Source organism: Pedobacter arcticus A12, assembly GCF_000302595.1.
Taxonomy (GTDB): domain Bacteria; phylum Bacteroidota; class Bacteroidia; order Sphingobacteriales; family Sphingobacteriaceae; genus Pseudopedobacter; species Pseudopedobacter arcticus.
Genome location: NZ_AKZJ01000015.1, coordinates 88,603 through 103,211 on the forward strand (window position 1 = coordinate 88,603; position 14,609 = coordinate 103,211).

Consider the following 14,609-nt stretch of genomic DNA (forward strand, 5'->3'; position numbering starts at 1 on the left):
TCGGTTTTTACCAGATTAATTTTTGTAGAAAGCACTTTGTGGAATAATAGATCTAGGCATTGTAGCGCTCTCCCACTCAAATTTAATATCGTTTTTAGAGTTAGAATTAGATATTTTGTAATAGATTTTTATTGGATGTAAGCCTTTTTCTAAATTAAGCTTTTTTGTTTTTTCCGTTCCGGATTTATAATCAAAATCAGCATCCAACATATTGATTTGATGTGTCTTAATAAAAAATTTATTTGTAGCCTTCAGATAAAAGTTATACGCTCCGCTTGCTGGAATATTTATATATGCAGTAAAAACGTATAAACCGTTTTTTTTGCTTTTGGCTAAAACGGAATTAATACTAGTAGTTTCTCCCTTTAAATCGATTTCTAAACCTTTTTCATTAGCTGTCCATGAAGTATTGGTTTTAAAAAATCGCCAGTTAAATCCACTTTTTTCATTTTTTAGAAGTATTGCTGGAATTAAAGCTTCATCATAAGGTCTTTTAGCGCTGGTATCTGCCGCCCTGTTTCTAAGTGCTTCTGCTTTAAATAATTTTTGAAAATTTAAAAACTTAGAATCTTTTTTAAGGTCGTTACTTTGAGACGGGTCTTTTACAATATCGTATATTTCAAAATCATCTTTTTCACTTTTAATATCGTAGCGTAAACCAACGACATCACCCTTCCTAATCATTTGCATTTGGAAATTCTTTGTAATCAGGGGATTTTCCACCAACAAAATATTCAGAATAAATAAGTCGACTATTATTCACGTTTTGTGTTAACGAAGGAATTAAACTGATTCCGTTTCCATTAACAGGCGAAGCGAAACCTGCAGCATCTGCGAAAGTTGGTAGCCAATCATAAGAAATACTTGGCTCGCTAATTATTTGCTTTGGCGAGATTTTGTTTGGCCATTTCACAATGGTGGGCACTCTGGATCCACCTTCTAACAAATCTCTTTTTATCCCGGAGAACGGACCGAAACTATCGAAGAAATTTGCCTTGAAAGGTTGTTTCAGATAAGATTCTATAGAAGGACCATTATCAGACGTGAACACAATAATTGTATTTTTACTGATTTTCAGATCGGTTAACAAGGCCATTAAATCCCCAAGTTGTTTATCAATCCTGGTAATTACGGTTGCATAGCGTTTATAAACGTTTGGCCATGGTATTTCCGCAGTTTCTGGATTGTGATCATCATCATAAGTAGCATTAACATAATCAGGATTTATCCACGAATCTATTTCTCCAGAAGCGGTATTGATCATCTTACCCGGCTGATTTAGAAATTGTAAGCCTCCGTTTAAGCCTTTGCCTGCCGGGTATGCTTGTGTTGGAAGCTCTGTAACTGCATGAGGTGTATCATAAGACAAAAATAAAAAGAACGGCTTTTTCGCTACGGCTTGTTCCGTTATCCAATTTTTTGCTTTGGCAGTAAATAAATCCCCTGTATAGCATTTTGCTAGTTGGTTTGATATTTCTGATCTATTTTCATAAACCTCTTTTTTGCCATCGTATTTTCCTTCGAAAGGATAATGCTCATGACCGTCGTTATGTCTAACGTATCCATAAAAATAATCAAACCCTCTGTTCAGGGGATACCCAGGCCATTTATCGCCATCCTTATCAAATTTATCACTTCCTTGTAAACCCCATTTGCCGATAATTGCAGTATTGTATCCTATATCACCTAAAACGTTTGCCATAGTGTAATTATTTGCCAAAGCCTTATCAAACTGGTTATCTCTTACGTTTGCATGTCCCTGACTTAAACCACTCAACAAAGATGCTCTTGATGGTGCACAAACTGGCGCACTGGCATAATGATTAGTCAACAATGCTCCTTCATTACTTAGTTTATCTAAATTTGGTGTGTTAATTAACGGTAGATTACTTTCAAGCTTTCTTTTGTTTTGTGTTAATACGCCAATATCGCCATAACCCATATCGTCCATTAATATGAATAGGATATTTGGCTTTTGATCTGTACTTGATTCTTGAACCGTTTGAGCGTTAGCTTTTACTGTAAACAAAAACGTTAACAAAAGAATGAAGGAGAACTTTAGATGACTTTTATAATGGTTTAATATCATTATTCAAACATTTTGATAACTGGTTTACTATTTTCGAAAGTCAAAGGTAGCCAAACGTAGGTTCCATCAATTGGATTTTTCGGTTTCCATCTGTCCGCCATGAAAACGTAAGTTTCTCTTTTTCCTTGCACAGGCAAAATATAAGTTCCCTGAGCTTGAAAAGTAGTCGCTTTTTCTTCATTGGTTCCCACCGCCGGATTGCCTAAACTTTTATACGGACCAGTAATTTTATCAGCAACAAAAGCCCTTGCCGGATTTGGATCCCATCCGGTTGTGCCAGATGTAATAAGGTAATACTTATTCTGGTGTTTTACTATTGCTGGTGCTTCATTTGATTCTCCGGGTCTCACTCTATAATACTCTCCTGTAAATGACTGATAATCGGGACTAAGTTTTGAAATATGCAAAGTGCCATTTTCTTCTGATGCTGCGATATGATAAGCTGTCCTATCGTCATCTACATACAAAGTCATATCTCTCGCCATTTGTCCGCCTTCAAAATCTCTTCTAACTAAATCGCCGTTTGACTTTCTATATTTATAGCTTTCACCAGGTGTATCTAGATTTGCCAGTGGTTTTTTTAGAGAATCCGGATAATTTACTGGCCAATAGTTATTATTTGGTCTCAAACTTTTAACGTAAGTAAAAGGGCCAGTAGGTTTATCAGCAATAGCTAAACCTGTTAAAGCAGCTTTATAAGCTTGATCCTTCAGCTCATGGTGAAACCACATTGCGTACTTTCTTGTGCTATGGTTATAAATCACTTTTGGTCGTTCTATGACACACCCAATCTGTAGTTTGCTGCTGGTATCGTTAACTACCTTTAATACTAAGCCTTCGTTTTTCCAATTTTTAAGATCCTTGGAACTATAGCAACTCACACCATGCTTGGCCTTATTTCCATCTTTACCACTGCCTTTAAACTCTCCATACCAGTAGTAAGTGCCTTTTTGGTAAAGAATCCCACCGCCATGAGCATTAATAGGCTGACCGTTAGTGTCTAACCAAGCTGTTCCACTGTTAAAAACTTGAGCTTTAACCCCCGCTAAACACAAAAAAAACAGCGTAAATATCATTAAAACTTTTTTCATAGTTGGGCTATAATAGCATTTTATAAACATACTTATTAATTAAATGTGGGTTTCAAAATTTGATTAGTTGCCTTATCCGTTGGAAATTGTGCATTTTCTTCTGCCAATTTTTTATTGAGTAACTGAGTAAGCTCCATCGCTTTTTTAGGAAACTTTGCAACTAAGTTATGATGCTCGCCAATATCATCTTGTAAATTGTATAATTCGGTTTTACGCAATCCGTAAAAGTAAATTAGCTTCCAATTTCCTTTTCTTATAGCGCTGCTAGGGCCAATTCCTTCTGTTTCTGAAACTATTTTATATTCCTTAGACCGCTTCTGACCTTCTTGCCAATTATTAGGAAAATGCCAAACTAAAGCTCTCGAAGTATCTCTTAAATTATTATTTCTTAAGAAAGGAACGAAAGTTTTTCCATCAATTTTTTGTACTGTCTGATATTTTTTTACACCTGCCATTTCTAAAATAGTAGGGTAAAAATCTTCGATGATTAAAGGCTGATCATTAGTCGCATTTGTTTGGGTAACTCCTGGCCAGTAAACCATCATCGGCTCTCTAATTCCTCCTTCATAAACAGAACCTTTACCAGATTTTAGCGGCAAGTTGTGAGTAAAAGCTTTGCCTCCACGTGGTGGAACAAGCGTTAAACCTCCGTTATCCGACATAAACATAATGATGGTGTTTTTCGTCAATTTGTACTTCTCCAGATAATCCATTAAATCGCCTAAGCTTTTATCCATCCCTTGTAAAAGTGAAGCATATTGTGCTTCCTGAGTGCTTAAGCCTTCATCAATATATCGTTGGTAAAACCGACTATCAGGCTTATATTGCGCATGGACTGCATAGTGCGACATATACAAGTAAAATGGTATCTGTAAATATCGGGCATTATCTAAAGCTTTTTTAGCTTCCAATGTTAATGCTTCTGATAGAAAAATATCCTTTCCGTGATATAATTCTAAACCCGGAATTGCTGCAGGAGTATAACCACCTTTCACTTTGTTCCCAAAGTTTTCTGTACCTAAATAGCTTTTTGGCCCGCCTACTGCGTTGCCTGCGATATTTAAATCATAACCTAAATTACTAGGATCTGCGCCTAAAGTTGGGTAAGATGCCATGTGAGATTTACCTGCATGAATGGTGTAATAACCATTTTCTTTAAGCAACTGAGCGATAGGTGTTGCATAAACTGTGTTTGGCGTATCGGGTACCGGACTTAATCCATTGTAGTTCCAGGAAGGGAATTTTATTCCTGGATAGGGAGCATCTGTCGGTTGGTTTTCGTTGTAAGCCGTCCAATTAGTTACCCGATGACTAGCAGCGTTCATGCCCGTTTGCAAACTTACTCGCGACGGTGTACAAACTGCCGTAGCATAAGCTTGGGTAAATTTCACGCCCATTGCTGCTAGGCGTTCCATATTTGGCGTATGGTATTTTCTATTTAGCTCGGTTGTTTCTTTGTAAAAAGGCACAGAAGTATCTTGCCAACCCATATCATCCACCATGAAAACAATAATATTTGGTTGATTTTGCTTTTCTGCGTTTTGCGCCTGAGCTTTAAAAGACAAAGCTTGTGTAAAACCGAAAACAGTTATTGATGTGAATAGAATTAATCTTTTCATTTTAGTTTTTATGAGGATGAGCTGCTTCGATTTCTTTTAAAGTGATAGCCATTTTTTCAACCTTTTCGGGATATTGAGCGGCCAAATTAGTGGTTTCTCCAATATCGTCTTTCAAGTTGTATAACTGCGCTTTACCTAAAATCCCAGTTTCCATATTTTTATCCTTCATTATTGCTGGCCCTTTTGAAGGCGCTATGTATTTCCAATCGCCAGAAAGTAAACTTAAGCCTTTTGACATGCTTTGTTCAACTACGTTTTCTCTCCCTTGTTTTGATTTACCTAATAACACTTTTAACATGTCTTGGCTATCTGGTGCACTATTTTGAGGTAAGGATTGCTTGGTCAAACTGGCAAAAGAAGCAAAAAAATCTAACTGACTAAATAAGGCATCCGAAACCTGATTAGGCTTTATTTCTGCAGGCCATTTAATCAATGTTGGCATACGTGTACCCGCGTCAAATTTGCTGTATTTACCACCACGCATTAAACCACCGGGTGTATGTCCGTTCAATTTTTCTACCGCATCATCTTTATACCCATCATCCAGCACCGGGCCGTTATCACTACTAAACATTACGATAGTGTTTTCTGTTAAATTTAGGCTATCCAGCAAGTTCAAAATCTTACCAGTATTGTAATCTAGTTCTAAAATAGCATCGCCTCTTGGGCCTAATCCACTTTTACCAACAAAACGAGGACTAGGCGCTCTTGGCACATGCACATCTTGTATCGCGAAATATAAAAAGAACGGATTATCTTTATTTTTCTTAATAAAATCCGAACCTTTTTCTGTGATTTCATCTGCCATCGTTTCATCTTTCCACCAAGCACTTTTTCCTCCGCTCATATAACCAATTCTGCTAATTCCGTTGATAATGGTTTCCGCATGTTGGTTAGATGATAACATCATTTTCAGTAGTTCAGGATGTTCTCTCCCAATAGGTAAATCGGTTAAAGGCGCATCATAGCTAACTTTTAAAGGATCTTTAGGATCTAAGTTGGCAACATGGTGGTTTTCTACATAAACACAGGGAACGCGATCTGGCGTGGCAGGAATAATGTAAGAATAATCAAATCCTAAATCATTAGGACTTGGCTTGATATAACCATTCCAGTCTGGACCATTTGGGCCTCCTAAACCTAAATGCCACTTACCTACAACCCCAGTTTTATAGCCAGCACCTTTAAAAACATCGGCCAAAGTGAATTGATTTTCATCGATAATAGAACCCGCATTGCCCGCTGCAATTCCTGTCCCTTGTTTGCGCCAAGGATATTCGCCAGTTAACAATGCATAGCGTGACGGGGTGCAGATAGAAGAAGTCGCATGTGAATTGGTAAAGCGAATACCTGCTTTTGCAATTCTATCAATATTGGGGGTACTAATTTTGGTAGCGCCGTTACAACTAATATCGCCATAACCTAAATCATCACAATAAATAAAAACAACATTAGGTTTTTCTTGTGCTTTTAGCGATTGAAAGCTGGACAGTAGCCCAAATAAAAGGAGGTATTTACTGAATTTTAGCATTGCTTATTGAATTGTTTAAGGATTGAATTTGTATTGTTGATGGCACCAGTCCATCACTTTCAGCAGTAATATTGATAGTGCCAGCTTGTGTTGTAGACTGAATAATTGCCATGCATTTACCGTAGAATGCTTTTCTGTAAGGTGCTTCAAAGGGCTCTAAACTGGCTGCGTTACCGTTGCCAACGGCTCTTAAAGCCCCCACACCGTTTAGTTTAAAATTGATGAGATTATCTGCCAAAGGGCATAAATTTCCATCTTTATCAACCACACTCACGGTTACAAAGGCCATATCATTTTTATTAGGCTGTAAGGTTGTTTTGTCTTGCGATAAAATAATTTTTGCGGGTTTGCCAGCAGTACGGATGATTTTCGCTTCAGCTTCGTTTCCATTAGCATCGTAAGTAACAACCTTTATATTACCAGATTCATAAACAGCGTTTTCCCAACGTAAACGATAACTATCCAGTAATTTAGTTTTATCAAAACTCTTTTTACCATAGCTTTTACCATTGATAAAAAGTTCGGCACTTGGGTAATTGGTGTAAGCGTAAACCGGTACAATTTGCCCTTCTTTACCTTCCCAATTCCAATGAGGTAATACATGCAAAACCTTTTGATTGCTCCATTTACTTTGGTATAAATAGTAACGATCTTTTGGCATTCCGGCTAAATCAATAATCCCGAAATAAGAGCTTCTACTTGGCCAAATTGAACCGTAAGGTGTAGGTTCTCCTAAATAATCAAAACCAGTCCATACAAATTCGCCGGCAACAAAATCGTTTTTATCTTGTGATTGCCATTCCATATCGGGCAGTTGCGACCAGCTACAGTATTCTAAATCATAAGCAGAAGATTGATTAGTGGGTCTGGTTTTCATTTTAAGTGGAATAGCCGGCAATTCATAAGCACCTCTTGAACTCACTGTCGAAGCGGTTTCGCTACCGTAAATTACCCAGTTTGGGTGCTCCTTGTGTATTTTAGCGTAATACTCTGGCTTATAATTCCAACCCGGAATATCCACGACGTTTGCCAAACCATTTTTTATCGCACCATTCCAATTATTAAAACCAGCGGTAGTTGGTCTGGTAGCATCTGTTTGGTGGCAGATATCCGTTAAATATTGTGCTACTTTATATCCATCCTTGTCATTTTGCTCTCTCACTTCATTACCAATACTGTACATAATTACCGATGGATGATTTCTGTTTCGGCGAATCATTGCTTCTAAATCTTTTTTAGCCCAATCATCAAAGAGTAAGTGATAACCGTTTTTCAGTTTTGGACTTTTCCATTCGTCAAACGCTTCAGGAATAAAATAAAAGCCCATTTCATCGCATAACTCCACCATTTCTGGCGCTTGCGGATTGTGAGTTCCGCGTATGGCGTTACAACCCATTTCTTTCAATAATTGAAGTCGATAGCGTAAAGCAGATTTGTTAATGGCCATTCCTAACGGACCTAAATCGCTGTGAAGGCAAACTCCTTTTAATTTAGTTTTAATCCCATTAACCAACATCCCTTGCTGCGGAGTAAATTCAATCTTTCGAATTCCAAATTCTGTTTTATACTCATCCAAAATCTTTTCTCCTGATAAAACCTTGGTAATTGCGTAGTATAAGTTTGGTGTTTCAGCAGTCCACAAACTAGGGTTTGTCACATTAATTTCTTGAACTGTGGTAGCTTTTCCAGCTACAACAACACTTGTAGTACTTCCAATTACTGCGTTTTGTTGATTGTAAAGCGTGGTAAGTAACTTAATATCATTGCTTGTATTCACGTTTTCAATCGTGGTTTCTATTTGAACTTTAGCATTTGTATGGTTTACTGTTGGCGTAGTGATAAAAGTCCCCCAATGCGCCACATGAACGGGATTAGTTTTAACCAACCGTACATTTCGGTAAATACCTGCTCCGGGATACCATCTTGAAGATTCCCAATAGTTCTGTAACCTAACAGCTAGTACATTATCACTATCAAAATTTAGGTATTTACTAATATCAAACTGAAACGAAGAATAACCATAAGGCCACTCCCCCACAAAAACGCCGTTGATATAAATTTTAGCATGGCTCATAGCACCATCAAATTCCAGACTAATGCTTTTTCCTTTATCATCGGCTGAAAGAGCTAGATGTTTCCTGTACCATCCAACGCCTTCAAAAGGCAATCCTCCGGTCCTTCCCACTTTTTTAGTGAGTTTTGTTTCACCGTCTTCCAATACTTTTACGTCTTGCGCATCATTATTTTTATCGAATTTTCCGGAAATTGCCCAATCATGAGGTACGCTTACTTTTTGCCATTCGCTTTCGTCTGTTTTTAAAGCTTTGGCATCTGCAACATCTCCTTTTGTAAAAAGCCAATCGTTTTGTAAAATAGCAACCTCACGCGGATTATTTTGAGCGTAACCAAAGTAATGGCAACTGAATACTATGCTGAGTAAAAGGAAGACTTTTGTTTTCATAGGCAATTTTCTTTGGTAAGAGGGACAATCGGTTTAATTGTAATATATAACACAAAAATTCATTTTTTTTTTTGGAAAAGATAGGTGGATTCATTCAAGTAAGGGTGGCTATCAAGCCATTTAGCTTCTTTTACTACGTAAATAGCCCTCAAACGGCTAAAAAAGATGCAGAGGCTTCCATTTTTTAAAATCGAATTGATGCCTGGGTATTTACCGCCTTAATGTATTTGAATAACCTTTAACATTATAAAAACTCAGTTGGACCTTTTGGTTTTTCACATCGTTTTGTTAAATACGTATACAATTTTTGTGTTAGTGATAGACCAATTTACCTAATAAAAAATTCTAGGAAAAGAAATTACGTTTAACGTGAGCTCGATTGTTAATGGACGTTTGTGCTATTGATAGCATCTTTTTTTTAGAGTCATAAAGATTTTGCGTTAGAGATTGGAGTGAAAATTCTTTTTGCTCTTCTTCAGAGAAAAAGATTATAACGAAAAGAGCCCGTCCGAATGCCCTATTGGCTATTTTAATAATTGAACTCCTATGTTCCTAAAATTATTTTTATCTGATTCTTCGTTAATTAAAATTCGTTTTATTAAATATTAAAATTGTGTTGCTTATTTAGATGATGTAACCTTAGTTGACATTACATCTTTATCGATAAATTTCCCGGAAATGGAATTAATTACTATCAATTAGTACAAACACATTTTGATGGTAAAACAGCAGTTTTTAATCCGGGTAGACTTTTCTTTAAAGAATCAGTGAAAACTAAGCATATATAGTAATGCTGAACAAATCAAGTTAGGCTTATATTGGAGCTTTACGGAAAGTGCTTATAGAACGGTTTATAATGTATCTGTAAAAAAATGTTTACTGAAAAGACTCAGTTAAATTCTGGCGATAACTTGGTGAATATACAAGTGGCTAAACAGTTAATTCGAGACCAAATTTATGTACTTACCATTAATGGCGCAACAAAAAGGTTAGCTGCTAAATTTATAATTAGTAACCAATAGATTTTAGCTATTATTATTATTATTATTTAAACCACCTAAGGCAAAGCAACCATTTGCTTTAGGTGGTTTTTTTATTATCCTGAATTCAATTGTTTTTTGCCAATTTCTGCATTATGAGCAAGCGTTTAAATTTTAATAAAATGTCTTAAGATTTTCTTTTACAAATCACAAACTATTGCTAAATAGCAGTTATATTTTAATTTATCCTCAAAAAAAACATTAATAAACATATATTACATGATTAACTAATAGAAACGTAGAGAACGCTGAACTACCATTTTGGTACGCTTCGAATAAATCTCTTTCTGTAGGATCAAATATTAAGCTTGAAATAATCTATGTACCAATTGTACTTAAGTCTAAAACCAAATAACTATAAAATCAGCTTTCTTAGCTTAGTTGTTTTACTGTGGCTATTAGCTTTAGTTAACATTTGCTATGCACAAGTAAATATAGAATCTCCAATTACTATTGATAATGGTTTAGTCAACAATGAAGTTACAGCTATTCATCAAGATAAATATGGCTTTTTATGGTTTGGAACCCGAGGCGGACTTAATAAATACAACGGTTACGATTTTGAGTTAATTAGATACCTTCCGAAATCTGGTAAAAACTTGAGCAGCCAAGCGGTAGAAGCTATTGCGGAGGAGAAAAACCATACCTTATGGATAGGTACTAAAAACGGAGGTTTAAATAGTTACGACCTTTCAAAAGAAACCATTACACATTATACTCCACCAGCTAACGTACAAATTCAAGAAATTAGAGCATTAGCTATTGATAGTACTGGCACATTACTTATCGGTGCCTTACACGGTTTATTTTCTTTTAAAAATGGGCATTTCGAGGTTTTAGCTCATAACCTAACCATCAATTGTGTCAAAATTGACCAAACTGGAAGAGCTTGGGTAGGTACCACCAATGGTCTTTTCATGATACGTCCAAATTCCACCAAACTAGAACCTGTTAATATTGATAATAAAACACCTAATATTAATTCAATAGCAGTTGATAATAAAAACGGCATTGTATACATGGGTACATGGACGCTTGGTTTATTCCAATATCAAATAAAGCAAGGTAAAGTTAAACAGTATTTACCCGATGCGACTAAAAGTGAAAGTATAAACGGTAAAGATATTTATCGAGTTTATTTAGACAGAAATTACGATTTATGGGTAGGTACTTGGGGGGCTGGGTTAAATAAATTCAATGCCAAAACAGAAAAATTTAAAAATATTAGCATAAAGCCTATCGATGTATTTAATAAAGATTACGATATCATACTCTCTATTAATCAAGATGCCGCGGGTATTATTTGGGTAGGCACTGATGGTGGGGGAGTAATAAAACTAGACCCCTACAAAAAGGAATTTAAAACGGTAACACGCTTCTACGATGGAAAAGTTGCGTTAGCAAATACGCATATCAAATCGGTTTTTGAGGATAGAAAAGGCGGTTTATGGCTTGGTACACGAGGAGATGGCTTGGTTTATTCTAGAGATAAAACAATTTTTGTAAAAAAGAAGGCAATTAGTGCCATAACCGTAGTCAATTGTTTTTTTGAGAACAACAAAGCAGATTTGTGGGTAGGAGTCGATCGAGGAATATTAATTTATAAAAACCATCTAAAAGGAGAAGACATAAGTCCAATCTACCTGAATGATTGGAAATCACCGAAAAAACTAGGTAATGTAAAAGTAACCTCAATCGTTAAACAAAAAAACCAAACTATTTGGGTAGGCACACAAGAAACAGGCTTACTAAAAATTTTAAGTATTGATGGTAAAACTATCAATGTTAAAAGTTATATAGAAGAAACTGGGGTAAAAGGTGAACTACAAAATAGTAGAATAAGTTGCATGCTTGTTGATAGTAAAAATAGATTATGGGTAGGCACTTACAATGGCTTGCATCTTTACAACAAAGAAAAAGACAATTTCTATTTATTCAGCAGTAAGCAAACAAGAACAAACGCATTATCTAACAATACTATACTTTCTTTAGCAGAAGACCATTCAGGCAATATTTGGATTGGTACACAACAGGGGCTTAACAAGCTAAGTTTTGGAAGTGAAAAAAGCTATAGTTTTACTTCCTTTTTTGAAGATACAGGCCTACCTAATGACTATATCCACTCCGTATTGGTTGATAGTTTTGATAATATTTGGCTAGCAACAAACCGTGGAATTAGTAAGTATGCTAAGCAAACAAAAAAATTCATAAATTTTGATCAAAGAGATGGGATATCCTCTAATGTATTTTCTGAAAATTCCAGCTATTACGCAGCTAACAACGAGATGTTTTTCGGAGGCATTTTCGGAGTAACTTATTTTAACCCAAACGACATCCGTTTAAACAGGTACCAACCAGCAATATTTATTACCAATTTAAAGGTCAATAACAAAGATGTATATGTCGGCGAAAAAATTGGAACAGATGAAATATTAAGCAAATCATTATTTTTAACTAAGCTTATCACCCTTTCTTACAAATCCAATATTGTTTCTCTTTATTTCGCTGCACTAGACTTTCATGCTTCTAACAAAAATCAGTATAGATATAGGCTAAGAGGATTTGAGGATAATTGGGTAAATGCAGGAAGAAGAAGGTCGGTAACTTATACAAATTTGCCACCCGGCGACTATACTTTTGAGGTACAAGCCTCAAATAGTGACCAAATTTGGAGCGAAGAAAGCAGAGTACTAAAAGTCAAAATGTTACCACCACCATGGAAGACTTGGTGGGCATATTCACTCTATTTATTAATTATTTTGGGTTTATTGAGTTTATCCAGAAGTATAACATTGGCTAGGATTAGGCTTAAAAATAAATTGGAGATAGCTGATTTAGATTTTAAGAAAGAACACGAAATTACCGAGATCAAAAGCAAATTTTTTGCAAATATTTCTCATGAATTTAGAACGCCACTTACTTTAATCATCGGGCCATTAGAAAGTTTATCAAAACACCAAAATGTAGATAGTACTGTAAAAGAAAGCCTAAATAAAGTAAAAAATCAATCGAAAAGATTATTAAGTCTGGTAAACCAATTGTTGGATTTTAATAAAGCTGAGACCAACGTGTTAATCTTGAGTGCGTTTAATCAAGATGTAAGTTCTTTATTTTACAATGTTTACGAATCCTTTATTGACGAAGCAGAGCGTAAGGGTATTGTTTACCAATTTAAAACAGAAGCACATCATATATATTTGAATGCCGATAAAGATAAGTTAGAGAGCATTTGTTACAATCTATTATCAAACGCTTTCAAATTTACACCAAACGGTGGCGAAATTTGTTTTGGAGTGAACGTATTAGAAGATAAGAGTCTTTGTGAGATTAATATTTCTGATACTGGCCACGGTATAAGTGAAATAGATAAAAATGAAGTTTTTAATCGTTTCTATCAGGTTTCACAGGCAGAGCCTGGACAGTATGCTGGTACGGGGATAGGTTTGGCATTTGTTAAAGATTTAGTGGTGCTGCATGGCGGTTCAATTTCTGTTGAAGACAACCAACCAAAGGGAACTATATTTAGGGTTAAATTGCCACTTAGCCAACTATCAGATTCTTTAGCACACGTTACTAAACCAGTAGAAAATGAACAACCGCTTTTAAACGAAACTTTAAATCAACTTAGCATTCATGAAAAAGAGGGCGATTTGCCAATTATACTAGTTGTTGAAGACAATGAAGAACTTAACCATTATATATGTGAAACCTTAGCTTCGATAGGCACCGTACTATCCGCTAAAAACGGAAAAGAAGGTGTTGAAAAGGCAACGGAAACTATCCCTGATTTAGTGGTAAGCGATGTAATGATGCCCGAAATTGATGGTTTTGCGCTCTGTAAAACACTTAAAACGAATAATCATACCTCGCATATTCCTATAATTTTATTAACAGCCAAGGCAGATGACGTTTCACACATTGAAGGTATTGAGTTAGGGGCAGATAGTTATTTGTCTAAACCATTTAACCCCGATGTTTTAATATCACATGTAAAGAATCTAATCAAGTCGCGTAAAAAACTTAAAGAACTATTTGCAAATAGGTTAAATTTAGCACCCAGCGATGTGGAGGTTACTTCGTTTGACGAGGAGTTTATCCAAAAATCTATTCAGTTTATTGAAGATAATATTTCTGGCGAAAAGCCTTCAATTGATGAATTAGCTGCGCAACTGAACATGAGCAGATCAACATTTTACAGAAAGTTGAAAGCACTAACAGGAATGTCGGGCTCCGAGTTTATCATCATGATTAGGATAAAGCGCAGTGCACAGTTACTAAAAACTGGAGAGTACAGCGTAAGTATGGCTGCGTACGAAGTTGGGTACAATGACCTTAAAAATTTCCGTAAAAGTTTCCATAATCAGTTCGGTATGAATCCATCAGAATATTTAAAAACTATTCAAAAATAGTTTCTTTTATTAGCAACCGTTTTAAATAAAACCGTTCAATTAGTACATTTAAAGCCATCTTGATTAGTTATTACCGTGTAATTGAATAGTTACACCCTGTTCAAAAAACGCTCTCCTGTTTACTTTTGGATAAGAAAAAGGATTACCAATTAATCCACTAAACCAATTACTATTTCTAACATTTCAAATTATTAGCGTATGGGCAATTCATTACTTCTCAATTTTTCTTTAAAATCAATACCTGTCGGTAGATTATCTGTATTTACATTTTACTCAACTAAAATTTATACCACAGGTTTTTATTAGGCGTACTAAAGTATAAGGTGAGTTTAACTGATAGCTTATTTCGATTTATCGAAAGCTCTCCTT

The 14,609-nt window shown here is 35.6% G+C and carries 7 protein-coding genes; 1 reads left to right on the plus strand and 6 read right to left on the minus strand.

What is annotated here, in order from left to right:
• Positions 1 to 15: 15 nt before the first annotated feature.
• Genes B176_RS20790 through galB form a run of 6 tightly spaced genes read right to left on the minus strand, consistent with a single transcriptional unit; the run spans position 16 to position 8,791 of the window.
• Positions 16 to 684 carry a PA14 domain-containing protein gene (locus tag B176_RS20790; protein ID WP_161603005.1) on the minus strand — a complete coding sequence of 223 codons (669 nt, stop codon included), beginning with the start codon at positions 682 to 684 and terminating at the stop codon, positions 16 to 18.
• Positions 677 to 2,089, minus strand: a complete 1,413-nt coding sequence (locus B176_RS18780) for a sulfatase-like hydrolase/transferase (protein ID WP_051129987.1) — start codon at positions 2,087 to 2,089, stop codon at positions 677 to 679. Before B176_RS18780 ends, B176_RS20790 begins: the two co-directional genes overlap by 8 nt.
• A complete protein-coding gene (locus B176_RS0101225; protein WP_017256956.1) occupies positions 2,089 to 3,180 on the minus strand; it encodes a glycoside hydrolase family 43 protein in 1,092 nt (363 codons plus the stop codon). Before B176_RS0101225 ends, B176_RS18780 begins: the two co-directional genes overlap by 1 nt.
• A gap of 35 nt (positions 3,181 to 3,215) precedes the next feature.
• Complete coding sequence (locus B176_RS0101230; protein ID WP_017256957.1) at positions 3,216 to 4,799, minus strand: sulfatase; 1,584 nt, start codon at positions 4,797 to 4,799, stop codon at positions 3,216 to 3,218.
• Position 4,800: 1 nt separating this feature from the next.
• Complete coding sequence (locus tag B176_RS0101235; protein WP_017256958.1) at positions 4,801 to 6,330, minus strand: sulfatase family protein; 1,530 nt, start codon at positions 6,328 to 6,330, stop codon at positions 4,801 to 4,803.
• Complete coding sequence (gene galB, locus B176_RS0101240) at positions 6,314 to 8,791, minus strand: beta-galactosidase GalB (RefSeq protein ID WP_017256959.1); 2,478 nt, start codon at positions 8,789 to 8,791, stop codon at positions 6,314 to 6,316. Before galB ends, B176_RS0101235 begins: the two co-directional genes overlap by 17 nt.
• 1,360 nt (positions 8,792 to 10,151) lie before the next feature.
• On the opposite strand from galB, the gene B176_RS0101250 reads away from it, so the two are divergent.
• Positions 10,152 to 14,240: a hybrid sensor histidine kinase/response regulator transcription factor gene (locus B176_RS0101250; protein WP_017256961.1), complete on the plus strand. Its 4,089-nt coding sequence runs from the start codon at positions 10,152 to 10,154 to the stop codon at positions 14,238 to 14,240.
• Positions 14,241 to 14,609: the final 369 nt, after the last annotated feature.

Coding starts and splice junctions, on each gene's coding strand:
- galB (WP_017256959.1), bottom strand. CDS start 8,791: ATGAAAACAAAAGTCTTCCTTTTACTCAGCATAGTATTCAGTTGCCAT.
- B176_RS0101230 (WP_017256957.1), bottom strand. CDS start 4,799: ATGAAAAGATTAATTCTATTCACATCAATAACTGTTTTCGGTTTTACA.
- B176_RS0101225 (WP_017256956.1), bottom strand. CDS start 3,180: ATGAAAAAAGTTTTAATGATATTTACGCTGTTTTTTTTGTGTTTAGCG.
- B176_RS0101235 (WP_017256958.1), bottom strand. CDS start 6,330: ATGCTAAAATTCAGTAAATACCTCCTTTTATTTGGGCTACTGTCCAGC.
- B176_RS0101250 (WP_017256961.1), top strand. CDS start 10,152: ATGTACCAATTGTACTTAAGTCTAAAACCAAATAACTATAAAATCAGC.
- B176_RS18780 (WP_051129987.1), bottom strand. CDS start 2,089: ATGATATTAAACCATTATAAAAGTCATCTAAAGTTCTCCTTCATTCTT.
- B176_RS20790 (WP_161603005.1), bottom strand. CDS start 684: ATGATTAGGAAGGGTGATGTCGTTGGTTTACGCTACGATATTAAAAGT.